The organism is Alcaligenes sp. DN25 (assembly GCF_023674485.1).
Classification (GTDB): domain Bacteria; phylum Pseudomonadota; class Gammaproteobacteria; order Burkholderiales; family Burkholderiaceae_B; genus Alcaligenes; species Alcaligenes phenolicus.
This window is the reverse complement of the sequence record NZ_CP098408.1, coordinates 2,838,627-2,860,551: the sequence shown is the minus strand read 5'-3', so window position 1 is coordinate 2,860,551 and position 21,925 is coordinate 2,838,627. Positions and strand designations below refer to the sequence as shown.

Annotated in this window: 19 protein-coding genes; 17 read left to right on the top strand and 2 right to left on the bottom strand. The window is 56.4% G+C overall.

Going from position 1 to position 21,925, the window contains the following annotated elements:
- Positions 1 to 140: 140 nt before the first annotated feature.
- Genes NBV64_RS13335 through NBV64_RS13270 form a run of 14 tightly spaced genes read left to right on the top strand, consistent with a single transcriptional unit; the run spans position 141 to position 14,854 of the window.
- Positions 141 to 617, top strand: a complete 477-nt coding sequence (locus tag NBV64_RS13335) for a NuoB/complex I 20 kDa subunit family protein (protein ID WP_003801059.1) — start codon at positions 141 to 143, stop codon at positions 615 to 617.
- A gap of 26 nt (positions 618 to 643) precedes the next feature.
- On the top strand, positions 644 to 1,255 hold the full coding sequence (locus NBV64_RS13330; RefSeq protein ID WP_009456690.1) for an NADH-quinone oxidoreductase subunit C: 612 nt from the start codon (positions 644 to 646) through the stop codon (positions 1,253 to 1,255).
- Between the two features lie 5 nt (positions 1,256 to 1,260).
- Positions 1,261 to 2,514: an NADH-quinone oxidoreductase subunit D gene (locus NBV64_RS13325; RefSeq protein ID WP_009456688.1), complete on the top strand. Its 1,254-nt coding sequence runs from the start codon at positions 1,261 to 1,263 to the stop codon at positions 2,512 to 2,514.
- 29 nt (positions 2,515 to 2,543) lie between these two features.
- Complete coding sequence (gene nuoE, locus NBV64_RS13320; RefSeq protein ID WP_021446890.1) at positions 2,544 to 3,038, top strand: NADH-quinone oxidoreductase subunit NuoE; 495 nt, start codon at positions 2,544 to 2,546, stop codon at positions 3,036 to 3,038.
- Complete coding sequence (gene nuoF / locus NBV64_RS13315; RefSeq protein WP_009456684.1) at positions 3,035 to 4,402, top strand: NADH-quinone oxidoreductase subunit NuoF; 1,368 nt, start codon at positions 3,035 to 3,037, stop codon at positions 4,400 to 4,402. The genes nuoE and nuoF overlap by 4 nt, the downstream gene beginning before the upstream one ends.
- A gap of 14 nt (positions 4,403 to 4,416) precedes the next feature.
- Positions 4,417 to 6,747 carry an NADH-quinone oxidoreductase subunit NuoG gene (nuoG, locus tag NBV64_RS13310; protein WP_035272463.1) on the top strand — a complete coding sequence of 777 codons (2,331 nt, stop codon included), beginning with the start codon at positions 4,417 to 4,419 and terminating at the stop codon, positions 6,745 to 6,747.
- A gap of 1 nt (position 6,748) precedes the next feature.
- A complete protein-coding gene (gene nuoH, locus NBV64_RS13305; protein WP_060186470.1) occupies positions 6,749 to 7,822 on the top strand; it encodes an NADH-quinone oxidoreductase subunit NuoH in 1,074 nt (357 codons plus the stop codon).
- A gap of 17 nt (positions 7,823 to 7,839) precedes the next feature.
- Positions 7,840 to 8,328, top strand: coding sequence for an NADH-quinone oxidoreductase subunit NuoI (nuoI, locus tag NBV64_RS13300; protein WP_003801051.1), 489 nt, complete (start codon positions 7,840 to 7,842; stop codon positions 8,326 to 8,328).
- Between the two features lie 18 nt (positions 8,329 to 8,346).
- Positions 8,347 to 8,988 carry an NADH-quinone oxidoreductase subunit J gene (locus NBV64_RS13295; RefSeq protein WP_009456678.1) on the top strand — a complete coding sequence of 214 codons (642 nt, stop codon included), beginning with the start codon at positions 8,347 to 8,349 and terminating at the stop codon, positions 8,986 to 8,988.
- Positions 8,989 to 8,990: 2 nt separating this feature from the next.
- Positions 8,991 to 9,299 carry an NADH-quinone oxidoreductase subunit NuoK gene (gene nuoK, locus NBV64_RS13290; protein ID WP_026483136.1) on the top strand — a complete coding sequence of 103 codons (309 nt, stop codon included), beginning with the start codon at positions 8,991 to 8,993 and terminating at the stop codon, positions 9,297 to 9,299.
- Between the two features lie 15 nt (positions 9,300 to 9,314).
- Entirely contained in the window at positions 9,315 to 11,318 is a 2,004-nt protein-coding gene (nuoL, locus tag NBV64_RS13285; RefSeq protein WP_060186471.1) for an NADH-quinone oxidoreductase subunit L, read from the top strand.
- Between the two features lie 12 nt (positions 11,319 to 11,330).
- Positions 11,331 to 12,818, top strand: a complete 1,488-nt coding sequence (locus NBV64_RS13280; RefSeq protein WP_026483134.1) for an NADH-quinone oxidoreductase subunit M — start codon at positions 11,331 to 11,333, stop codon at positions 12,816 to 12,818.
- An 11-nt stretch (positions 12,819 to 12,829) separates the two neighbouring features.
- A complete protein-coding gene (gene nuoN / locus NBV64_RS13275; RefSeq protein WP_009456673.1) occupies positions 12,830 to 14,308 on the top strand; it encodes an NADH-quinone oxidoreductase subunit NuoN in 1,479 nt (492 codons plus the stop codon).
- 12 nt (positions 14,309 to 14,320) lie between these two features.
- Positions 14,321 to 14,854 carry a DUF2818 family protein gene (locus NBV64_RS13270; protein WP_009456672.1) on the top strand — a complete coding sequence of 178 codons (534 nt, stop codon included), beginning with the start codon at positions 14,321 to 14,323 and terminating at the stop codon, positions 14,852 to 14,854.
- 131 nt (positions 14,855 to 14,985) lie between these two features.
- Here the strand turns inward: NBV64_RS13270 and NBV64_RS13265 are convergent, their stop codons facing one another.
- Positions 14,986 to 16,101, bottom strand: a complete 1,116-nt coding sequence (locus tag NBV64_RS13265) for an NAD(P)H-dependent flavin oxidoreductase (RefSeq protein WP_009456671.1) — start codon at positions 16,099 to 16,101, stop codon at positions 14,986 to 14,988.
- Positions 16,102 to 16,271: 170 nt separating this feature from the next.
- Between NBV64_RS13265 and serB the strand changes: the two genes are divergently transcribed.
- Complete coding sequence (gene serB, locus NBV64_RS13260) at positions 16,272 to 17,123, top strand: phosphoserine phosphatase SerB (protein ID WP_009456669.1); 852 nt, start codon at positions 16,272 to 16,274, stop codon at positions 17,121 to 17,123.
- Positions 17,124 to 17,185: 62 nt separating this feature from the next.
- On the opposite strand, the gene mfd is transcribed toward serB, so the two are convergent.
- A complete protein-coding gene (gene mfd, locus NBV64_RS13255; protein ID WP_021446887.1) occupies positions 17,186 to 20,665 on the bottom strand; it encodes a transcription-repair coupling factor in 3,480 nt (1,159 codons plus the stop codon).
- A 29-nt stretch (positions 20,666 to 20,694) separates the two neighbouring features.
- On the opposite strand from mfd, the gene ispD reads away from it, so the two are divergent.
- Positions 20,695 to 21,396 carry a 2-C-methyl-D-erythritol 4-phosphate cytidylyltransferase gene (ispD, locus tag NBV64_RS13250; protein WP_009456665.1) on the top strand — a complete coding sequence of 234 codons (702 nt, stop codon included), beginning with the start codon at positions 20,695 to 20,697 and terminating at the stop codon, positions 21,394 to 21,396.
- On the top strand, positions 21,393 to 21,878 hold the full coding sequence (gene ispF / locus NBV64_RS13245; RefSeq protein WP_021446886.1) for a 2-C-methyl-D-erythritol 2,4-cyclodiphosphate synthase: 486 nt from the start codon (positions 21,393 to 21,395) through the stop codon (positions 21,876 to 21,878). The genes ispD and ispF overlap by 4 nt, the downstream gene beginning before the upstream one ends.
- Positions 21,879 to 21,925: the final 47 nt, after the last annotated feature.

The following is a 21,925-nucleotide window of genomic DNA, read 5'->3' as shown; positions in this document are numbered from 1 at the left end:
CATAGAGAACCCTGCTAGGGGTTTTCGCGTCTGCTGCTGGGCATAAGGGGCACGAGGATGCGTCTTGATGACAGCGGGTTTGGTCAGCAACAGGATAGGCCGGGGCTTCCCAGGGTCTGATCCGGCAAAAGGCAACTACTATGGCTATCGACGGCATTCTCAAAGAAGGTTTTGTGACGACCAGTGCAGACAAGTTTCTGAACTGGGCAAAAACAGGGTCCATGTGGCCCATGACATTTGGTCTGGCCTGTTGTGCAGTGGAAATGATGCACGCTGGTGCAGCTCGTTATGATCTGGACCAATTCGGCATTATTTTCCGTCCCAGCCCACGTCAATCTGACTTGATGATTGTGGCGGGCACCCTGTGCAACAAGATGGCACCCGCCTTGCGTAAGGTGTACGACCAGATGGCCGAGCCACGCTGGGTCGTTTCCATGGGCTCCTGTGCCAACGGTGGCGGTTACTACCACTACTCCTACTCGGTCGTTCGCGGCTGTGATCGCATCGTGCCGGTAGATGTGTATGTGCCAGGCTGCCCTCCGACTGCTGAGGCTTTGGTTTACGGCTTGCTGCAGATGCAGAACAAGATCCGTTTGACCAATACCATCGCACGCTGAACGGTTAGAACAGGCTAAACAAGACTATGACACGGCTAGAAACTTTAAAAACCAACTTGCTCTCTATCCTTGGCGAGCAGGCTGCGTTGACGCAAGCGCGCAATGAACTCACTTTGGAAGTGCCCGCTGATGCATGGGTCGACACTTGCACATTGCTTCGCGACCACGCTGATCTGCGCTTTGAGACCTGTATCGACTTGTGCGGGATTGATTATTCCGCCTGGAAAGCGCCTACCTATCAGGCTGCATCGGCTCAGTTTCCCCATCGCTTTGCCGTCGTACTGCACCTGATGTCCTTGAAGCACAACTGGCGCCTGCGTGTGCGCTGCTTTGTGCCCAACGACGATTTCCCCGCTTTGCCAACCCTGTTCGAGGTCTGGCCGTCGGTGAACTGGTTCGAGCGCGAGGCGTTTGACCTATACGGCATTATTTTCGAGAACCACCCTGATCTGCGTCGCATCCTGACCGACTATGGTTTCATCGGTCATCCGTTCCGCAAAGACTTCCCCATCTCCGGCTACGTCGAAATGCGCTATGACACCGAGCAGAAGCGGGTCATTTACCAGCCCGTCACCATTGAGCCGCGTGAAATCACGCCACGAGTGGTGCGCGAGGACGATTACGGAATTGGGCGATAAGCATCATGGCAGAAATTCAAAACTACACCCTGAACTTTGGTCCTCAGCACCCAGCCGCACACGGTGTGTTGCGTTTGGTGCTTGAGCTGGACGGCGAAGTCATTCAGCGTGCTGACCCCCATATTGGTTTGTTGCATCGCGCCACCGAAAAGCTGGCCGAGCACCGCACTTTCCTGCAAACCCTGCCATACATGGATCGTCTGGACTATGTGTCCATGATGGTCAACGAGCACGCTTACTGTATGGCCGTGGAGCGTCTGGTCGGTGTTGAGGTGCCGTTGCGTGCCCAATACATCCGCGTCATGTTTGACGAGATCACCCGCATCCTGAACCACCTGATGTCGGTCGGTTCGCATGCGCTGGACGTGGGTGCCATGGCTGTGTTCCTGTACGCCTTCCGTGAACGTGAAGACCTGATGGACTGCTACGAAGCGGTTTCCGGCGCCCGTTTGCACGCGGCCTACTACCGTCCAGGTGGCGTTTACCGCGATCTGCCCGGCACCATGCCTCAGTACAAGGCCAACAAATACCGCTCCGACAAAGAACTGAAAGCCATGAACGAAGCGCGTTCGGGTTCTTTGCTGGATTTCATCGAAGACTTCACCAACCGTTTCCCCACTTGTGTCGACGAATACGAAACCCTGCTGACCGATAACCGTATCTGGAAGCAGCGTCTGGTGGGCGTGGGCGTGGTCGATCCTGATCGTGCCAAGGCGCTGGGCTTTACCGGCCCCATGCTGCGTGGTTCGGGCGTGGAGTGGGATCTGCGCAAGATGCAGCCCTACGAAGTCTATGATCGCGTCGAATTTGATATTCCTGTGGGTCGCAACGGTGACTCTTACGACCGTTACCTTGTTCGTATCGCGGAAATGCGCGAGAGCAACCGCATCATCCGTCAGTGTGTACAGTGGCTGCGCAACAACCCCGGTCCTGTCATCACGGATAACCACAAAGTGGCGCCGCCATCGCGCGAACGCATGAAAACCGGGATGGAGGACTTGATCCACCATTTCAAACTGTTCTCCGAAGGTATGCACGTGCCTACTGGCGAAGTGTATGCCGGTGTGGAGCATCCCAAGGGCGAGTTTGGCATTTATCTGGTATCTGACGGCGGTAACAAGCCTTACCGCATGAAGATCCGTGCTCCGGGCTTCGTCCACTTGCAGGCCCTCGATGAAATGAGCCGCGGTCACATGATTGCCGACGCGGTAACGATCATCGGCACGCAGGACATTGTGTTTGGCGAGATCGACCGCTAAGGTCGCGCCTGGAAAAACGGAACCGAATTATGTTGCTTTCCGAAAAAGCCTACCAACAGATAGATAAGGAACTGAGCAAGTTCCCGGCAGATCAACGTCGCTCTGCCATCATGGCCTCCCTGGCCATTGCCCAGCAGGAAAAAGGCTGGGTATCGCCAGAAATTATCGAGGATGTGGCTCAATATATTGGCGTGGAGCCTATCGCTGTGCAGGAGGTTGCGACCTTCTACAACATGTTCCACACCAAGCCCGTTGGCCGCGTCACCATTTCCGTTTGCACCAACTTGCCCTGTGCGCTGCGTGATGGCGTCAAGGCAGGCGAGTACCTGAAAGAGAAACTGGGTATCGAATACGGTGAAACCACGGCGGACGGCCAGTTCTCCCTGATCATGGGAGAGTGCATGGGTTCATGTGGTGATTCGCCCGTCATGCTGCTGAACAATCAGCATATGTGCGTGCGCATGGAAGCCGAGCGCATTGATGCCATGCTCGAAGAATTGAAGACATACGGAGAATCGGCATGATTGCACCGGACATTCTGCGCAAGTTCGCACAGGGATTGGAACCTAACCCTGGTGGCGACCTGTCGCGCAGCATGATTTTTCATGATCGTCATATTCAGCCACAGATTCTGGCTGGTTTGAACGGCGACAACTGGGGCCTGGAAGAGTACGTCAAGCGTGGTGGCTATGAAGCTCTGCGTAAAGTACTGACTACCGGCATGAAGCCCGAAGACGTGATTGCTGAAGTCAAGACTTCGGCCTTGCGCGGTCGTGGTGGTGCAGGTTTTCCATCGGGTTTGAAGTGGAGCTTCATGCCCCGCAGCTTGCCCGGACAAAAGTACCTGGTATGTAACTCCGACGAGGGCGAACCCGGCACTTTCAAAGACCGCGATATCCTGCGTTTCAACCCGCACATCGTGATCGAAGGCATGGCCATTGCAGCCTACGCCATGGGTATTACCGTGGGCTACAACTACATCCACGGTGAAGTGTTCGAAATCTATCAGCGTTTTGAAGAAGCGCTGGAACAGGCCCGTGCGGCAGGCTTTCTGGGTGACAAGATCCTGGGTTCGGATTTCAGCTTCCAGCTGCATGCGTTCCACGGTTACGGTGCCTATATTTGCGGTGAAGAAACTGCGCTGCTGGAGTCCCTGGAAGGCAAGAAGGGCCAGCCTCGCTTCAAACCACCATTCCCGGCCAGTTTTGGTCTGTACGGCAAGCCGACGACCATCAACAACACCGAAACCTTCGCGGCTGTACCCTGGATTTTGCGCAACAGCGGTCAGGAATACCTGGAAGTGGGTATCCCCAATGCGGGCGGTACCAAGATCTTCTCCATTACTGGCGACGTGGAGCGTCCCGGTAACTACGAAGTGCCTCTGGGTACGCCGTTTGCCACCTTGCTGGAATTGGCAGGCGGCATGCGCGACGGTCGCAAACTGAAAGCTGTGATCCCTGGTGGTTCCAGCTCGCCCGTTTTGCCCGCCGACATCATCATGGCGACCAACCTGGACTATGACTCCATTGCCAAGGCTGGTTCCATGCTGGGTTCGGGCGCTGTCATCGTGATGGACGAGACTCGTTGCATGGTCAAGTCCCTGCTGCGCCTGTCCTATTTTTACTATCACGAAAGCTGCGGCCAGTGCACGCCGTGCCGGGAAGGCACAGGCTGGTTGTGGCGCATGGTGCATCGTATCGAGAACGGTCAAGGTCGCCCAGAAGATCTGGACATGCTCGATGACATCGCACAGAACATCATGGGTCGCACCATTTGCGCCCTGGGTGATGCTGCTGCCATGCCGGTGCGCAGTTTCGTTAAGCATTTCCGCGACGAGTTCGCACACCACATCGAGCATAAAGGCTGTGTGGTGCCTCAATATTTGTAGGCCAGGACAACGTAATGGTAGAACTCACCATCGATGGCATTAAAGTTGACGCCCCGGAAGGCAGCATGGTCATTCAGGCTGCCCATGACGCCGGGGTCTACGTGCCGCACTTCTGTTATCACAAAAAACTGAGTATTGCCGCCAACTGCCGCATGTGTTTGGTGGACGTGGAAAAAGCGCCCAAGCCTTTGCCTGCTTGCGCCACTCCCGTCACCAACGGCATGGTTGTGCGTACTCGTTCGGAAAAAGCCATTGCCGCTCAAAAAAGCGTCATGGAATTCCTGCTGATCAACCACCCCCTGGATTGCCCCGTGTGCGATCAGGGCGGTGAGTGTCAGCTGCAGGATCTGGCCGTGGGTTACGGTGGCTCCGAGTCGCGCTACAAGGAAGAAAAGCGCGTTGTGGCCGCCAAATCCATGGGCCCACTGATCTCGACCGAAGCCATGCAGCGTTGCATTCATTGCACCCGCTGTGTGCGTACTGGCGAAGAAATCGCCGGCGTTCAAGAGGTTGGTATGCTCAACCGCGGCGAGCACGCTGAAATCACCACCTTTGTGGGTCGCGCAGTCGAGTCTGAATTGTCGGGCAACATGATTGACGTTTGCCCCGTGGGTGCCTTGCTGTCCAAACCCTTCCGCTTCAATGCCCGTACCTGGGAATTGGCCCGTCGTCGCAGCGTTAGCCCGCACGACAGCGTGGGTGCCAACCTGGTGCTGCAAGCCAAGATGGACAAGGTGCTGCGTGTTGTTCCTTTCGAGAACGACGAAGTCAACGAGTGCTGGATCAGCGACCGTGACCGTTTCTCCTACGAAGGCCTGTACACCGAAGATCGTCTGACTCGCCCCATGGTGCGCGGTGATGACGGCCAGTGGCGCGAAGCCTCCTGGAACGACGCCATGCAAACCATCGTTGCCGGCATGAACGCCGTGCGCGAGAAGTTTGGTGCAGATCAGCTGGGCTGTATTGGTTCGGCTACCTCCACGACTGAAGAACTGGCTTTGCTGGCTCGTCTGGGTCGTGCTCTGGGTACCGAAAACGTGGACTTCCGTCTGCGTCAGACCGATGCCCGTCTGGATGGTGCTCTGGCCGGTGTGCCTTGGTTGGGTATGCCTCTGACCGCCTTGAACGAGCTCGATCGCGTTCTGGTCGTGGGCTCCTTCCTGCGTAAAGATCACCCCTTGATGGCCCAGCGTCTGCGTCAGGCTGTCAAACGTGGCGCTCAAGTTTCCTTTATTGATTCGGCTGCCGATAATCCATTGTTCAATGCGATTGCTGGCCGCATGACGGTGGCTCCCAGCCAGTTGGCCAACTCTCTGGCTCAAGTGCTGGTTGCCGTTGCCAAAGCCAAAGACAGCGCAGTTCCTGCGGGTCTGGAAGGCGTGCAAGTTTCTGCTGAAGCTCAGCAGATTGCTGACAGCCTGGTTTCCGGCGAACGCGTGGCTATCTTGCTGGGCAATATGGCTGTCAACTCGGATCAGGCTAGCGTAATTGCTGCCAACGCCAATGCGATTGCACAGGCTAGCGGTGCCAAGCTGGGCTTCCTGACTGCCGGTGGTAACACCGTGGGTGGCTACTTGGCTAACGCCGTACCGGGCAAGGGCGGTTTGACTGCCGAGCAAATGCTGGCTCAAACCCTGCGTGCTTACCTGGTTCTGAATGTTGAGCCAGCACTGGACAGCGATCTGGGCGAACGTGCAGTAGAAACACTGAAGTCCGCCACCTTCTCGGTCGCGCTGACTTCCTATCGTTCCGCTGCCGAGCAGTGGGCCGATGTGATGCTGCCCGTGTCTCCTTTCACTGAAACCTCCGGCACCTTCGTGAACGCCGAAGGCCGTGTACAAAGCTTCAAGGGTGCTGCTGCTCCTGTGGGCGATACACGTCCGGCCTGGAAGGTTCTGCGCGTGCTGGGCAATCTGTTCCAGCTGGATGGTTTTGACGATGAAACCTCGGAATCGGTTCGTGACTCTGTCATGGCTGCCGGTGTGGAATCGCGTCTGTCCAACCAGATCAATCTGGCTGCCAGCGTTCTGCCTGCAGCAAGCGGTCTGGAGCGTGTGGCTGATGTGCCTATCTACCGTAGCGATGCGCTGGTGCGCCGTTCGGCTCCCTTGCAGGAAACACCTGCTTCGGCAGCACCTACGGCTCGCATGGCCGCTGCCACGCTGGCCCAACTGGGTCTGGCTGACGGCGATCTGGTAAAGGTTCGTTCTTCGCAAGGCGAAGTCAGCCTGCCAGCTCAGCTGGATGACACCGTGGCATTGAACTCGGTGCGTGTTGCCACCGCTTTTTCTGAAACAGCCGCTTTGGGTAGCGCATTCGGTCAATTGACAGTGGAGCGTGCATAACATGGAATTTCTCTCTGCCATCAATAGCTACGGCACGGACCTGCTGGGTCCGACCGCATGGTATGTGGTGTGGACGCTGCTGAAGGTTGTTGCCATCGCTGTGCCCGTCATTCTGTGTGTTGCCTACCTGACTTACTGGGAACGCAAGATGATCGGCTTCATGCACGTTCGTCTGGGACCAACCCGTGTTGGTTACCGTGGCTTGCTGCAGCCTTTCGCTGACGTTTTCAAACTGCTGACCAAAGAGCTGATCGTTCCTGCGAAGTCCAACAAGGTCCTTTACCTGCTGGCTCCGGTTGTGACGCTGATGCCTGCTCTGGCTGCCTGGGCTGTGATTCCTTTCAGCCCCGATGTGGTTCTGTCCGACGTTAACGCCGGTCTGCTGTACATTCTGGCGATTACCTCGCTGGGTGTGTACGGTGTGATCGTGGCCGGTTGGGCTTCCAACTCCAAGTACGCCTTGCTGGGTGGTCTGCGTGCAGCCGCTCAGGTGCTGTCCTACGAGCTGGCCATCGGTTTCGTGCTGATTACCGTGCTGCTGGTTTCCGGCACGCTGAATCTGTCGGGCATCGTGCTTGGTCAGACTCAGGGTTACTTTGCGGACAAGGGCTTGAACTTCCTGTCCTGGAACTGGCTGCCATTGCTGCCACTGTTTGTGATCTACGTGATTTCCGCCGTTGCTGAAACCAACCGTCACCCGTTTGACGTGGTGGAAGGCGAATCGGAAATTGTGGCCGGTCCCATGGTGGAGTACTCCGGTACCGGTTTCGCTCTGTTCTTCCTGGGCGAATACGCCAACATGATTTTCCTGTCGGCTCTGGCGTCCATCATGTTCTTGGGTGGCTGGACTCCCATTGTCGAGTTCGCTCCATTTACCTGGATTCCGGGGTGGCTGTGGCTGGGTCTGAAGACCTTTGTCGTGGTCTCCATGTTCATCTGGTTCCGTGCAACGTTCCCACGTTACCGCTATGACCAGATCATGCGTTTGGGCTGGAAAGTATTTATCCCGCTGACCGGTGTTTGGCTGGTTATTGTGGCGATCTGGATGCAGACGCCCTGGAACATCTGGCATTAAGGCTAAGGGGCAAGATTATGGAAGCAATCAAAGATTTCTTTGGCAGCCTGATGCTGTCCGAGATGCTCAAAGGCATGCGCCTGACGGGGAAGTATTTCTTCAAGCGCAAGGTAACCCTGCGTTATCCCGTTGAAACCACGCCCGCTTCGCCACGTTTTCGCGGTCTGCACGCTTTGCGTCGCTACGAAAACGGCGAAGAGCGTTGCATCGCGTGCAAACTGTGCGAGGCCGTATGTCCCGCCATGGCCATCTCGATCGAATCGGCAGAGCGCGAGGACGGTACCCGTCGTACTACGCGTTATGACATCGATCTGGCCAAGTGTATTTTCTGTGGTTTCTGTGAAGAAAGCTGCCCGGTCGATTCGATCGTGGAAACGCACATTCACGAGTACCACGGTGAAAAACGCGGCGATTTGTACTACACCAAGGACATGCTGCTGGCTATCGGTGACCGTTACGAAGACGAGATCGCTCGTCGTCGTGCCGCAGATGCACCTTATCGCTAAGGCCGGAGCTCTACACTCATGTTATTTACTACTGTTCTGTTTTATGTGCTGGCGCTGGTGATGGTGGTGGCCGCGTATCGCGTGATCGCTGCCAAGAATCCGGTTACAGCCGTATTGCATTTGATTCTGGTGTTCTTCACGGCCGCCATGATGTGGATCACGATGGGCGCCGAGTTCCTGGGCCTCTTGCTGGTGGTGGTCTATGTGGGCGCCGTGATGGTGATGTTCCTGTTCGTCATCATGATGCTGGACGTTCGTCAGGAATCCGCTGCCAAGAAATTCAAGGCTCACGTGCCTATGGGGCTGTTGATCGGCGCCATCATGGTACTGGAAATGGGCTTTGTGCTGACCAAGCTGTGGTTCACAACGGCACCTGCTGCCGCGGTGGCTGCGGACTACAACAACACCCGTGTTATTGGCGAGTTGATGTACTCCCAGTACGTGCTGGCGGTGTTGCTCGGTGGCATTGTGCTGCTGGTTGGCATGATCTCGGCCATTGCACTGACTCTGCGTAAACGTGAAGGTGTCAAACGCACCGTCTCCAGCGAACAAGTCAAGGTTCGTTCGCAAGACCGTCTGCGCATGGTTTCCATTCCTTCTCAAACCGAAAAGCCGTCGGCGTCCAGTTCGGCTGACGCTGTCGTGCCAGGAGACAAATGATGATGACGCTGACGCTTGCGCACTATTTGGTCCTGGGCGCTGTGCTGTTCACGATCGGCCTGTTCGGCTTTTTCCTGAACCGTCGCAACCTGATTATCTTGCTCATGTCTGTTGAGCTGATTCTTTTGTCGGCCAACATGAACTTTGTGGCCTTCTCCACCTGGATGGGCAACGAGGCAGGTCAGGTGTTTGTCTTTTTCGTCCTGACGGTCGCTGCGGCCGAGGCGGCCATTGGTCTTGCAATTCTGGTTCTGTTGTTCCGTAACCTTAATTCGATCAATGTCCAGGATCTCGACCAGCTCAAGGGTTGATGGGATAGCACACTAATGAACTCCATAAATCTTTACTTAACGATTGCGCTTGCTCCCCTGGTGGGTTCGGCGCTAGCCGGTTTGTTCGGTACCGGCTTTCTGGGTCGATTTATCGGCAAGACAGGCGCTCACCTGATTACGATCGCGGGCGTGCTGATTTCCTTTATCGGCTCGGTCATGGTCATGTTGCAGGTTCTGGAAGGCCAGACCTTCAACGGTCCGGTCTACACCTGGATCACCATTGGCAGCATTCAGTGGGATATCGGCTTTCTGATCGACAAGCTGACTGCCCTGATGATGGTGGTGGTGACGTCCGTGTCGCTGATGGTGCATATCTACACCATTGGCTACATGAAGGATGATCCGGGCTACCAGCGCTTTTTCTCCTACATCTCGCTGTTTACCTTCTCGATGCTGATGCTGGTCATGTCCAACAACATGCTGCAGCTGTTCTTCGGTTGGGAAGCGGTGGGTCTGGTGTCTTACCTGCTGATCGGTTTCTGGTACGAGCGCAAGACTGCCATTTTTGCCAACATGAAGGCCTTCCTGGTCAACCGTGTGGGTGACTTCGGTTTTGCTCTGGGTATTGGCTTGCTCTACGCCTACACTGGCTCCATGAACTACAGCGACGTGTTCGCCAAGGTTCAGGAACTGAGCACCATGACATTCCCCGGTACTGACTGGCAATTGCTGACCGTTGCTGCTCTGGCCCTGTTTGTGGGTGCCATGGGTAAATCGGCTCAGGTTCCTTTGCACAGCTGGCTGCCTGACTCCATGGAAGGTCCTACTCCTATCTCGGCGCTGATTCACGCCGCGACCATGGTGACGGCCGGTATCTTCATGGTGGCTCGTTTCTCGCCTGTGTTTGAACAGTCGACAACTGCGCTGTCCTTCATCATCGTGATCGGTGCAACGGGTGCCTTGTTCCTGGGCTTGCTGGGTATTATCCAGAACGACGTCAAACGCGTTGTGGCTTACTCCACCTTGTCCCAGCTGGGTTACATGACGGTAGCTCTGGGTGCTTCGGCTTACTCGGCTGCTGTGTTCCACCTGATGACACACGCTTTCTTCAAAGCCTTGCTGTTCCTGGGCGCTGGTTCGGTGATTATCGGTATGCACCACGATCAGGACATCCGCAATATGGGTGGTCTGCGCAAGTACATGCCTATTACCTGGCTGACTTTCCTGATCGGTACGCTGGCTCTGGTGGGTACGCCGTTCTTCTCGGGTTTCTACTCGAAAGAGCACATCATCGAAGCCGCAGGCGAAGCCGGTATCTGGGGTTCGACCTACGCTTACTACGCCACACTGATCGGTGTGTTCGTCACCTCGCTGTACTCCTTCCGTCTGTACTTCCTGGTATTCCACGGCAAAGAGCGCTTCCGTGACGTCAAGCACGACGAGTCGCATGGTCACGACGACCATCACGCTCACGGTGGCGATCCTCACGAGTCGCCCTGGGTGGTTACGCTGCCTCTGGTTCTGCTGGCCATTCCGTCGATCTTCGCCGGTATCTGGTTCGTTGATCCATTGCTGTTCGGTGGCTACTTTGAAGGCATTGTGACGGTTCTGCCTGACCATCCTGCAATGGCAACGCTGGCCGAGCACTGGACCGACTGGATGGCTTACGCCGTACACGGTTTTGGCACACTGCCATTCTGGCTGGTTGTGGCTGGTGCTGTGGTGGCCTGGTACATGTACCTGGTTAATCCTGCTTTGCCTGCCGCTATCAAAAAGAACTGCTCTTTTATCTACCGTATCCTGGAGAACAAGTACTACGTTGACTGGTTCAACGAGCAAGTGCTGTCTCGTGGCGTTCGCTGCCTGGGTACGGGCCTCTGGAAAGGTGCTGACCGCGGTCTGATTGACGGCCTGGTGGTCAACGGTAGTGCACGCGTAGTGGGCTGGGTGGCTGCAATCAGCCGTCATATCCAGTCCGGCTATGTCTATCACTACGCCTTTGCCATGATCCTCGGGATCCTGGCGCTCTTATCCTTTTTTGTACTGACGGTTCGGTAAATGGCTAGCGATATGGCGTCTTCTACTCTTCCTTGGTTAACGCTGGCGATTTTCGTACCTATCGTCGCTGGCCTGTTGGTGCTGGCTCTGGGGCGTGATGATCGTCCCACCTTCACCCGCTGGCTGGCTCTGCTGGGTTCGATTGCCGGTCTTGTTGTCACTATTCCTCTGTACACGGGCTTCAATCCCGGTACGGCCGACATGCAGTTTGTCGAGCTGGCCCCCTGGATTGATGCCTTCAAGGTGAATTACCACCTTGGCGTGGACGGTATTTCCATGTGGTTTGTTCTGCTGACCGCTTTCATCACGGTGATCGTGGTGCTGGCGGGCTGGCAGGTGATCAAGAACCGCGTGGCTCAATACATGGGTGCCTTCCTGATCCTGTCGGGTCTGATGGTTGGCGTGTTTGCCGCTCTGGATGGCTTGCTGTTCTATGTGTTCTTTGAAGCCACGCTGATCCCGATGTACTTGATCATCGGTATCTGGGGTGGTCCGAACCGCGTGTATGCATCGGTCAAGTTCTTCTTGTACACCTTGCTCGGCTCGCTGTTGACCCTGATCGCATTCATCTACTTGTGGAATGTGTCCGGCGGTACTTTCGATATCCTGACCTGGCATAAAGTGCCGCTGGATTACACCACTCAGGTGCTGATCTTTGCTGCTCTGTTCATGGCTTTTGCTGTGAAAGTGCCTATGTGGCCTGTCCACACCTGGTTGCCGGATGCCCACGTGGAAGCACCTACTGGTGGTTCCGTGGTGCTGGCTGCCATCATGTTGAAACTGGGTGCTTACGGTTTCCTGCGCTTTTCCCTGCCCATCGCTCCTGATGCTTCGCAAGGTCTGGCCGGAATCATCATTGCCCTGTCTCTGGTCGCGGTGATCTACATTGGTCTGGTCGCCATCGTTCAGGACGATATGAAAAAGCTGGTGGCTTACTCCTCTGTGGCTCACATGGGTTTTGTCACGCTGGGCTTTTTCGTGTTCAACACCACGGGTATGGAAGGCGCGATCATGCAAATGATCTCGCACGGTTTCGTGTCCGGTGCCATGTTCCTGTGTATCGGTGTTCTGTACGACCGTCTGCACAGCCGCCAAATCGCCGATTACGGTGGTGTGGTCAAGGTGATGCCTCGTTTCGTCACCTTCTTTGTGCTGTTCTCGATGGCCAACAGCGGTTTGCCAGGCACCAGCGGCTTTATCGGTGAGTTCACCGTCATCATGGGCGCGGTGGAGTACAACTTCTGGATCGGTCTGTTGACTGCAACAGCGCTGATTACAGGTGCGTCTTACTCGCTGTGGATGCTCAAGCGCGTGGCCTTTGGCCCCGTGGGTAACGACAATGTTGCCGGCATGAGCGACCTGAGTGGCCGTGAGTTCTTCGTTCTTGGCGTAATGGCGATTGCGGTGCTGGGCATGGGTGTGTATCCCAAGCCATTTACCGAGGTCATGCACGTTTCGGTTGAAGCGTTGCTGCAACACGTCTCCATCTCGAAACTGTAGGCCGAATCACTATGGATACTACCTTTAACTTTTCTCTGGCTTTGCCCGAGATCCTGCTCCTGGTTCTGGCTTCGTGTGTGCTGATTTTTGATGCTTTCAGCAAACACAAACAGCGCCACTCGACGTTTGTTCTGAGCCTGTTGACGCTTGCCGTGGTTGCGGCCAGCGTAGCCTGGCAGTGGTCCAAGGGTGTGAGCGGTGTCTCGTTTGGTGGCCTGTTCGTCGCAGACGAGTTGGCGCACTTCCTGAAGCTGCTTTCGTGTGCTGCGGTCGCCGCTACCCTGATCTACGGTCGTGAGTACGCTGAACAGCGCGACATGATGGAACGCGGTGGTGAACTCTACACTTTGACTCTGATGGCTCTGCTGGGCCAGATGATCATGATTTCGGCCAACAGCATGTTGACCGCTTATCTGGGTGTGGAGCTGATGTCCTTTGCGCTGTACGCGCTGGTTGCCCTGCGTCGTGAACACCGTCAGTCCATTGAAGCGGCGTTGAAGTACTTCGTTCTGGGTGCTTTGGCATCGGGTATCTTGCTGTACGGTATGTCCATGATTTTTGGCGCTACCGGCCATCTGGAATTCCCACGTATCGCTGAAGTCATCGCTAACGGTCAAGCCGAGCGTCTGGCTCTGGTCTTCGGTGTGGTGTTTGTTGTGGCAGGTCTGGCCTTCAAATTGACGGCTGCTCCTTTCCATATGTGGACACCGGACGTCTATCAAGGCGCTCCTACTACCGTTACCCTGATCATCGGTGCTGCTCCTAAACTGGCTGCTTTTGCCGTAACCATGCGCTTCCTGGTTGAGGCTCTGCACGGTATTGCCGTGGACTGGCAGCCCATGTTGCTGATCATGGCTGTGCTGTCGCTGGCTCTGGGTAACCTGACTGCGATCATGCAAAAGAATCTCAAGCGTATGCTTGCGTATTCGACCATCTCGCACATGGGTTTCATTTTCCTGGGCTTGCTGGCTGGCGTGTTCAATGGCGAGACTCACTCTCAAGCCTACGGTGCTTCGCTGTTCTATGTGGTGATCTACGTTCTGACCACCCTGAGCACTTTCGGTCTGATCCTGATCCTGAGCCGTCGCGGTTTTGAATGCGAAAACATCAGCGACCTGAAGGGCCTGAACCGCCGTAACCCTGGTCTGGCCTTGATCTGGCTGCTATCCATGTTCTCCCTGGCTGGTATTCCTCCGCTGTCCGGCTTTGCTGCCAAGCTGAGTGTTCTGCAAGCTGTGGTGGGTGCGGGCTATGTCTGGCTGGCCGTGTTTGCCGTCATCATGTCCTTGATCGGTGCTTTCTACTACCTGCGTGTCGTGAAGGTTGTTTACTTCGACGAACCTGAAGGTGAAGAGCATCCTGTGGCAACGGGCTTGCTGACCAAGCTGGTCATGCTGGTAAACGGCGTTCTGATTATCGGCCTGGGTGTTTTGCCTGGTGGCTTGATGGACACCTGCATCCGCGTGATTCAGTCTTCCTTGCAGTTTTAAGTAGGTAGCACTATGGACCAAAGCCTTTCCATCTGGGTCTTGATTGTTCTTTCCGTGATTACGGCTAATCTGCCATTTCTCGTGGAAAAGCCCTTGCTGGTTTTGCCTTGGTCCATGCCGGGCGAGCGCTCAGGCCTCTCGCCCTGGCTGCAGCTGATCGTTGGCCTTGTGTACCTGGCCGTGCTGGCTGCTTTGGGTTTGGGAATCTACACGGTGATTGCCTCCAGCTCTGGCCTGAGCTCCTTGCCAGTCATGTTGGGCAAGTTGTTTTTGGGTCTGGCTTTGGTGGGAGCCATGTTTTACTTTCCGGCCTGGCGCTCTCGCCATCAGAAAGTTTCCAAAGGCTTTTTTTCTCGCCTTCTGGAAGTCTGTGCGTTTTACGGGATTATGGGTGCGTTCGGCTTTGCTTTTGAAGCCAGCATCGGTAACCCGTTCAAGCAGACTTGGGTGTTCTACACCATTACCTTTGCTTTATTCTTGGTGATGGCGTACCCCGGCTTTGTGTATCGCTATTTGATGCGCCACCCCAAGGGCAAGTTTGAATAGTGCTGACTGCATGAAAAAACCTCGCAATTTTGCGAGGTTTTTTTTGTCCTGAATGTCTGGGCCATGCCGTCAGCGGCTGGCTTTGACGCATGTGAGGGGCTGCACACCGCGTGTGCAGCCCGCAGAATCGATCAAGGTTTGTCCAGGGGAGCATGGGTAGCGCCAGCCACGCCCAGACGCTTGCAGACGCCCTGAGCCTCTTGGGCGAGAACCAGTGTCAGTTCCTCGGCAGGCAGGGCACGACCCAAGGCAGCGCTTTGTCCGCTCCAGAGGGAACTGAATTCGGTACGGCCTTGTTTTTCGGCTTCGATACGCAGCGGGCTGAGAGCCGAACCCGCATGGGGAAATACCGGAGCGCTGGCACTTAAAGGACCGATTTCATCCATCAGACGAGTGCGGATACTGCGGGCAGGGCGACCGGAGAACAGATTGGTCAAGGCTGTGCTGTCCGAGCGACTATTGGACAGTGCTTCGCGATGCAGTGGAGTGATCTTGGATTCAGGGCAGAACAGGTAGGCCGTGCCAATTTGAGCCGCGCTGGCGCCCAAGGCCAGGGCGGCAGCAATACCGCGTCCATCGGCAATACCACCGGCCGCAATTACGGGAATAGTGACGGCATCGGCAATCTGGGGAACCAAGGACATGGTGCCCACTTGGGTATGCACTTTATCGTCCAGGAATATGCCACGGTGGCCACCGGCTTCCAGACCCTGGGCGATGATGATGTCGGCGCCGTGCTCTTGCAGCCAGACTGCTTCAGCCGTCGTGGTAGCGCTGGACATGATCAGGGCACCGGCTTTTTTCACGCGCTGGACCAGCTCGGGGGAGGGCAGGCCAAAGTGGAAGCTGACGACTTCGGGTTTCAGGTCTTCGACCAATTCTGCATGCTGGCTGGAGAAGGGCGCGCGTGCCGCTTTGGGCAATTCCTGATTGGGGTCCTGGCCGTATTCCTGGTAGTAAGGCATCAGGCGCAGACGCCACTCTTGCAGAGCCTCTGGCTCCAGGCGCAGGTCTTCATGACAAAAGAAGTTCAGATTGATAGGGGCCGATACGGCTTGCCGGAACAAGCCTACTTGTTCCCGAATCTGCTCCGGGCTGAGCATGGCGCAGGCCAGAGAGCCCAGGCCGCCAGCACGAGCAACGGCAATAGCCAGTTCGCTGTCTTGGGCGCCGGCCATAGGGGCTTGAATGATGGGATGTTCGATGTGGAGCAGATCCAGCAGGGTATTGTTGGGCCAGATGTACATGGAGGGCGTCCTCGGTCATTTCGCGATAGCTTTTATCGTAGCAGGATGAGTTCAGGCTGAAAACTGACATTGCACCTGTTGGCAGGGCCGTGCCGGGGCCGCAGCAGGCTACAATAATCGTCTTTTGGCACAGTGGCTGTGCTGTATTTTCTTGCTTTGTGGACGATCTGATGTCTCATCTCATTCTTCAAGGGCCGCGCCTGGATAGCGCCATCATCGAAAAAATTGCGGCAGTGGTGCAGGCCGATGGAGTGCAGGAGCTGGGTCCTACCGCCGTGCGTCTGCTGGGTGCAGATGCTACGCAACGCGCTGAGGTGCAGGCCCTGTGCAAGACCGGCGCGATGGATTTTGCCTTTCTGGAGCAGATTGATCGCCTGAAAGAAATGCGTGTGCTGGCAATGGACATGGATTCCACGCTGATCAATATCGAGTGTATTGACGAGATCGCCGATATGGCTGGCCGCAAGGAGCAGGTTGCCACAATTACTGAAGCGGCCATGCGCGGCGAAATCAAGGACTTCACCGAGAGTCTGAATCGTCGTGTCGCATTTCTGGAGGGTGTGCCCGTCAGCGATCTGACTCGCGTCTATGAAGAGCGCTTGCAGCCTAACCTGGGTGCAGACCGCTTGATTGCGACGGCCCATGCCCACGGGGTGAAAACTTTGCTGGTGTCGGGGGGCTTCACCTTCTTCACCGAGCGCATGAAAGACCGTTTCAGTCTGAGCTACGCCCACTCCAATACCTTGGAAGTGGTGGACGGCAAACTGACCGGTAAAGTGTTGGGCGCAATTGTAGATGGTCAGGCTAAAGCCCGTTTCCTGCAGGAACTGGCGGCTGAGCTGGGTGCAGGTCCAGAGCAGTGTATTGCGATTGGAGATGGGGCCAATGACTTGCCCATGATGTCCAAGGCCAAGTACTCGGTGGCTTATCGTGCCAAGCCGGTGGTGCAGGAGCAAGCCAGCTTTGCCTTGAATCACTCTCCGTTGGATGCCGTGTTGAACTGGTTCCGCCTGGACGTTTGATGTCGGCGGATCGTCAGCCTAGTATGGCGAAAAAATGAAGGTGGGCGCCGCAAACTCAAGGCTTACTTTTCTTTGCGCAAGCTGTTCAAGACATTGCGCACGGCTTGAATACGGTTCTTGATTTCCTCGCCTTTGGTAATTTCAACCTTGAGCTTGTCGGGCCCAGCCAGGCGTACCTGCTTGTTCTTTTGCACCAGCTCAATAATGCTGACCGCGTCCACATTGGGCTTGGAGGAAAACTGAATCGTCGCTTGAGCTTCGCTGGCATCGATTTTCACAATGCCCAGCGGTTCGGCCTTGATGCGCAAGCGATGTACGGCCAGCAGGTTCTCGCCCGCTTCTGGCAGCAGGCCGTAGCGGTCGATCAGCTCCTCATGGATATGGATCAGGTCGTCTTCGGTACGGGCGTGCGACAGGGCTTTGTAGTGTCCCAGACGGGCATTCACATCCGGACAGTAGTTGGCCGGCAGCAGCGCAGAAGTATGCAGATTCACTTCGCACTGCAAGGCAAAGGGCGAGTCCAGATCAGGTTCTTCACCGGCCTTCAGGGCTTTGACGGCGGTGTTGAGCATATCCGCATACATGGAATAGCCCACTTCCTGAATGTCGCCGGATTGGGATTCGCCCAGCACTTCACCGGCACCCCGAATTTCCAGATCGTGCATGGCCAGGAAAAAGCCGGCACCCAGCTCTTCCATGGCCTGAATGGCTTCCAGTCGCTTTTTCGCATTGCTGGTGATGGCATCCTCGCCGGGGGTCAGCAGATAGGCATAAGCCTGGTGGTGGGATCGACCCACTCGTCCACGCAACTGGTGCAGTTGAGCCAGACCCAGGCGATCCGCACGGTGGATGACGATGGTATTGGCCGTGGGCACGTCAATGCCGGTTTCAATAATCGTGGTACACAGCAGCACGTTGTAGCGCTTCTGGTAGAAGCCCTTCATGACGGCTTCCAGTTCGCGTTCCGGCATTTGGCCGTGGGCCACTGCAATACTGGCTTCCGGCACCAACTCTTCCAGACGGGCACGGCGGTTGTGAATGGTTTCGACTTCGTTATGCAGGAAGTAGACCTGACCACCGCGTTTCAATTCGCGCAGCAGCGCTTCGCGTATGGTGCTGCCATCTTCACGACGCACGAAGGTCTTGATCGCCAGACGTTTTTGCGGTGCCGTGGCAATGACGGAAAAGTCCCGTATGCCTTCCAGGGACATGCCCAAGGTGCGTGGAATAGGTGTGGCGGTCAGGGTCAGGATATCGACTTCGGCACGCAGCTGTTTCAAGGCCTCTTTCTGGCGCACACCAAAGCGGTGTTCCTCGTCGATGATGACCAGACCCAGTTGTTTGAAACGCACATCCGAGGACAGGATTTTGTGCGTACCAATCACAATATCTACGCTGCCATCGCGCAGGCCAGCAATTGCGGCCTGCGTTTCCTTGGTCGAACGGAAGCGGGACAGTTCGGCAACACGGATGGGCCAGTCGGCAAAACGGTCCGAGAAGGTCTGCGCATGTTGCTCGGCCAGCAGAGTGGTTGGGCACAACAGGGCAACCTGTTTGCCATTGGCCACGGCCAGAAAGGCGGCACGCAGGGCGACTTCGGTTTTACCAAAGCCCACATCCCCGCAAACCAGTCGGTCCATAGGCTGGCCTGACGTCATGTCGTTCACGACGGCTTCAATGGCAGCAGCCTGGTCCGGTGTTTCCTCAAAGCCAAACCCTTCGGAGAAGGCTTGATAGTCATTGAGCGGCAGCTTGAACTTGAAGCCTTCACGAGCGGCGCGCTGAGCGTACAGGGCCAGTAATTCCGCAGCGCTGTCACGTGCTTGTTTCGCAGCACGGCGGCGGGCCTTATCCCATTGGCCGGAGCCGAGCTGGTGTAAAGGTGCATGCTCGGGATCAGCACCGCTGTAACGGGCAATCACGTGCAACTGGGCTACGGGCACATATAAAGTGCTGCCTTTGGCGTATTCCAGGTGCAGGAACTCGACCGGGCCTTCGCCCAGGTCCATTTCTTTCAGGCCGCAGTAGCGTCCAATCCCGTGCTCGGCGTGAACGACGGGGTCGCCTTCACGCAGTTCGGACAGGTCCCGCACCATGGCTTCCACATCGCTGCTGCGCTCGTTGCGGCGACGGCTGCTTTGGGTGCGAGTCTGGGTGGGGTAAAGGTCGTTTTCAGTCAGCAGGCTCAGGCTGTCATGCACCAAGGCAAAGCCACGCGACAAAGGCGCGACGACCAGGGCAAAAGCCGCGTCTGACTCCAGGAAATCGGCCAGACTCTGGCAGTCTGTTGCGGGTGACAGATCATGTTCACGCAGCATCTGCAGCAGCGTTTCCCGACGACCTGCCGAATCCGCACACAGCACGGTCCGGTTTTTCGGGTCCAGCACTTCTTGCCGCAGTTGAGCCAATGGATCCTTGTCGCGTCGGTTTACAGCAACCACAGGCAAAGGCTCGAAATCGGGATGAGCTATAGGCTGGTTGTCAGCCTGGGCGCTCAGGCTCAGGCGGCTGAAAGGCTTGATGCCATTGAAAAACTGCTCGTCTGACAAAAACAGGCTTTCTGGCGGCAGAATCGGGCGTTCACGGTCGTTCTTCAGGAAGGAAAAACGGCTATGAGTATCGCTCTGGAAGCGGCCAATCGCGTTTTGTGCATCCCCGTGAGTAATGACCAGGCTACCTTGGGGCACATAGTCCATCAAGGTGGCCGTTTCTTCAAAGAACAGCGGCAGATAGTATTCAATACCGGCAAAGGCAATGCCATTGCCTACATCTTTATAGGGCAGGGCGCGTGAAGGATCGCCTTCAAAGAACTCGCGAAAACGAGCCCGGAATTGCGTGCGCGCCTCTTCATCCATGGGGAATTCACGGCCGGGTAGCAGCTGGATTTCCTTGACCGGATACAGGCTGCGCTGGGTGTCGATATCAAAGCTGCGTATGCTTTCAATTTCGTTGTCGAACAGGTCCAGACGATAAGGCAGCACTGAACCCATAGGGAACAGGTCAATCAGGCCACCGCGAATGCTGAATTCGCCTGGAGCGCTGACCTGTGTCATATGGGTGTAGTTGGCCAACATCAACTGGGCGCGCAGTTGCGCCTCATCCAGCTCGTCGCCCTGGCGGAATGAGAAGGTGTAGGCGGCCAGAAAGGAGGGCGGTGCCAGACGATACAAGGCGGTGGTGACGGGGACCGTCAGTACATCGACCTCGTGCATGGTCAGGGCATGCAAGGTGCGCAAACGCTCGGAGATCAGATCCTGGTGCGGAGAGAAGCTGTCGTATGGCAGTGTTTCCCAGTCCGGCAGTTGGCGAACGCGCAGGGCGGGGCCAAACAACAGGATCTCCTCGGCCAGCCTTTGGGCCGTCAAGGGATCGGCGCAGAGCACCAGAATAGGCGCTTTATGTTGGCGGGCCAGGTCGGCAATCAGGCAGGCATCACCCGAGCCGGGGGGCATGGGCTGCGAGTAGCGTTGACCGGGGCGTAAGGCAGCCAGCACATCTTGGGTGCTGGGCAGGGACAGGGAGTGCTGTTTTTCGGTTTCCATCAGGATTGTCATTATAAAATCACCCACCTATGAAGACTACCTTGATTGCAATTGTTCCAGCCGCCGGTATTGGCTCGCGCGCCCTGGATTCTGCCACGAAGGCGCAAGGCTTGCCCAAGCAATACCGTTTGCTGGGTGGGCAGCCCATGTTGCGCCGCTCGGTACAGGCTTTGCTGGCTGATGAGCGCATCAGCCAGGTGCGGGTGGCCGTGGCCCCCGGTGATACCTGGGCCGCCGCCGCCCTGGAAGGCTTGCCGCGCACGATTTGTCTGCCTTGTGGTGGAGAAACGCGAGCAGAAACGGTGCTCAATACCTTGCAGAGCCTGGATAAGGACGAACAAGCCTGGGCTCTGGTTCACGACGCTGCTCGTCCCGGTTTGCCCAGGAAGGCTTTGGCGCGCCTGATTGATGCCTGCTTGCAGGCGCAACGCGGTGGCTTGCTGGCTTTACCCGTGCCTGATACCGTCAAGCGCGCAACGCCCGCCGAGCCGGTCGCGGTGCAGGGAACAGTGGACAGAGATGGACTGTGGTTAGCGCAGACTCCCCAGCTGTTTCCTGCCCATACTTTGCGTGAGGCTCTGCTAGCGGCTAAAGAACAGGGTTTTGCGGTGACGGATGAGGCCAGCGCCATGGAGTTGACGGGCAGCCAACCCTTATTGATATTGGGTTCGGCGCGGAATTTTAAAGTCACCTGGCCTGAAGATTTTGAATTGATGGAGAAATGGTTATGAGCATGCCGATTCGCGTAGGACAAGGTTTTGATGTGCATGTGCTGTGCGAAGGCCGGCCTTTGATTCTGGGCGGCGTCACCATTCCGCATACGCATGGCCTGATGGGGCATTCGGATGCCGATGCCTTGCTGCACGCCATTACCGATGCGATTTTGGGGGCGGCGGGTCTGGGAGATATTGGGCGTCACTTTCCGGACACGGACCCAAAATACAAGGGTGCCGATAGTCGAGTGCTGCTGCGTCATGCTTATGAGCAGGTACGCGCGGCGGGCTGGTTGGTAGGCAATGTGGATGCCACGATTCATGCGCAAAAACCCAAGATCGCACCACATGCTCCGGCGATGGTGGCCAATATCGAGGCCGATCTGCAATTGGAACCCGGCAGTGTGAACATCAAGGGTAAAACAAACGAGGCGATCGGTTTTGTGGGACGCCAGGAAGGGATTGCGGTGACCTCAGTCGCCCTGTTGTACCGTGCTTGATCGGCTTGGGACTGAACCCGGCCTTGGGCAAGGGGGGCTATCCCCTG

Excerpts from the sequence above, each read along its gene's own strand:
- nuoF (WP_009456684.1), top strand. The coding sequence starts at position 3,035 with ATGATTGCACCGGACATTCTGCGCAAGTTCGCACAGGGATTGGAACCT.
- ispD (WP_009456665.1), top strand. The coding sequence starts at position 20,695 with ATGAAGACTACCTTGATTGCAATTGTTCCAGCCGCCGGTATTGGCTCG.
- nuoL (WP_060186471.1), top strand. The coding sequence starts at position 9,315 with ATGAACTCCATAAATCTTTACTTAACGATTGCGCTTGCTCCCCTGGTG.
- nuoH (WP_060186470.1), top strand. The coding sequence starts at position 6,749 with ATGGAATTTCTCTCTGCCATCAATAGCTACGGCACGGACCTGCTGGGT.
- NBV64_RS13295 (WP_009456678.1), top strand. The coding sequence starts at position 8,347 with ATGTTATTTACTACTGTTCTGTTTTATGTGCTGGCGCTGGTGATGGTG.
- NBV64_RS13330 (WP_009456690.1), top strand. The coding sequence starts at position 644 with ATGACACGGCTAGAAACTTTAAAAACCAACTTGCTCTCTATCCTTGGC.
- NBV64_RS13280 (WP_026483134.1), top strand. The coding sequence starts at position 11,331 with ATGGCGTCTTCTACTCTTCCTTGGTTAACGCTGGCGATTTTCGTACCT.
- serB (WP_009456669.1), top strand. The coding sequence starts at position 16,272 with ATGTCTCATCTCATTCTTCAAGGGCCGCGCCTGGATAGCGCCATCATC.
- nuoI (WP_003801051.1), top strand. The coding sequence starts at position 7,840 with ATGGAAGCAATCAAAGATTTCTTTGGCAGCCTGATGCTGTCCGAGATG.
- NBV64_RS13265 (WP_009456671.1), bottom strand. The coding sequence starts at position 16,101 with ATGTACATCTGGCCCAACAATACCCTGCTGGATCTGCTCCACATCGAA.
- ispF (WP_021446886.1), top strand. The coding sequence starts at position 21,393 with ATGAGCATGCCGATTCGCGTAGGACAAGGTTTTGATGTGCATGTGCTG.
- nuoN (WP_009456673.1), top strand. The coding sequence starts at position 12,830 with ATGGATACTACCTTTAACTTTTCTCTGGCTTTGCCCGAGATCCTGCTC.
- NBV64_RS13270 (WP_009456672.1), top strand. The coding sequence starts at position 14,321 with ATGGACCAAAGCCTTTCCATCTGGGTCTTGATTGTTCTTTCCGTGATT.
- nuoE (WP_021446890.1), top strand. The coding sequence starts at position 2,544 with ATGTTGCTTTCCGAAAAAGCCTACCAACAGATAGATAAGGAACTGAGC.
- nuoG (WP_035272463.1), top strand. The coding sequence starts at position 4,417 with ATGGTAGAACTCACCATCGATGGCATTAAAGTTGACGCCCCGGAAGGC.
- mfd (WP_021446887.1), bottom strand. The coding sequence starts at position 20,665 with ATGGAAACCGAAAAACAGCACTCCCTGTCCCTGCCCAGCACCCAAGAT.
- nuoK (WP_026483136.1), top strand. The coding sequence starts at position 8,991 with ATGACGCTGACGCTTGCGCACTATTTGGTCCTGGGCGCTGTGCTGTTC.
- NBV64_RS13335 (WP_003801059.1), top strand. The coding sequence starts at position 141 with ATGGCTATCGACGGCATTCTCAAAGAAGGTTTTGTGACGACCAGTGCA.
- NBV64_RS13325 (WP_009456688.1), top strand. The coding sequence starts at position 1,261 with ATGGCAGAAATTCAAAACTACACCCTGAACTTTGGTCCTCAGCACCCA.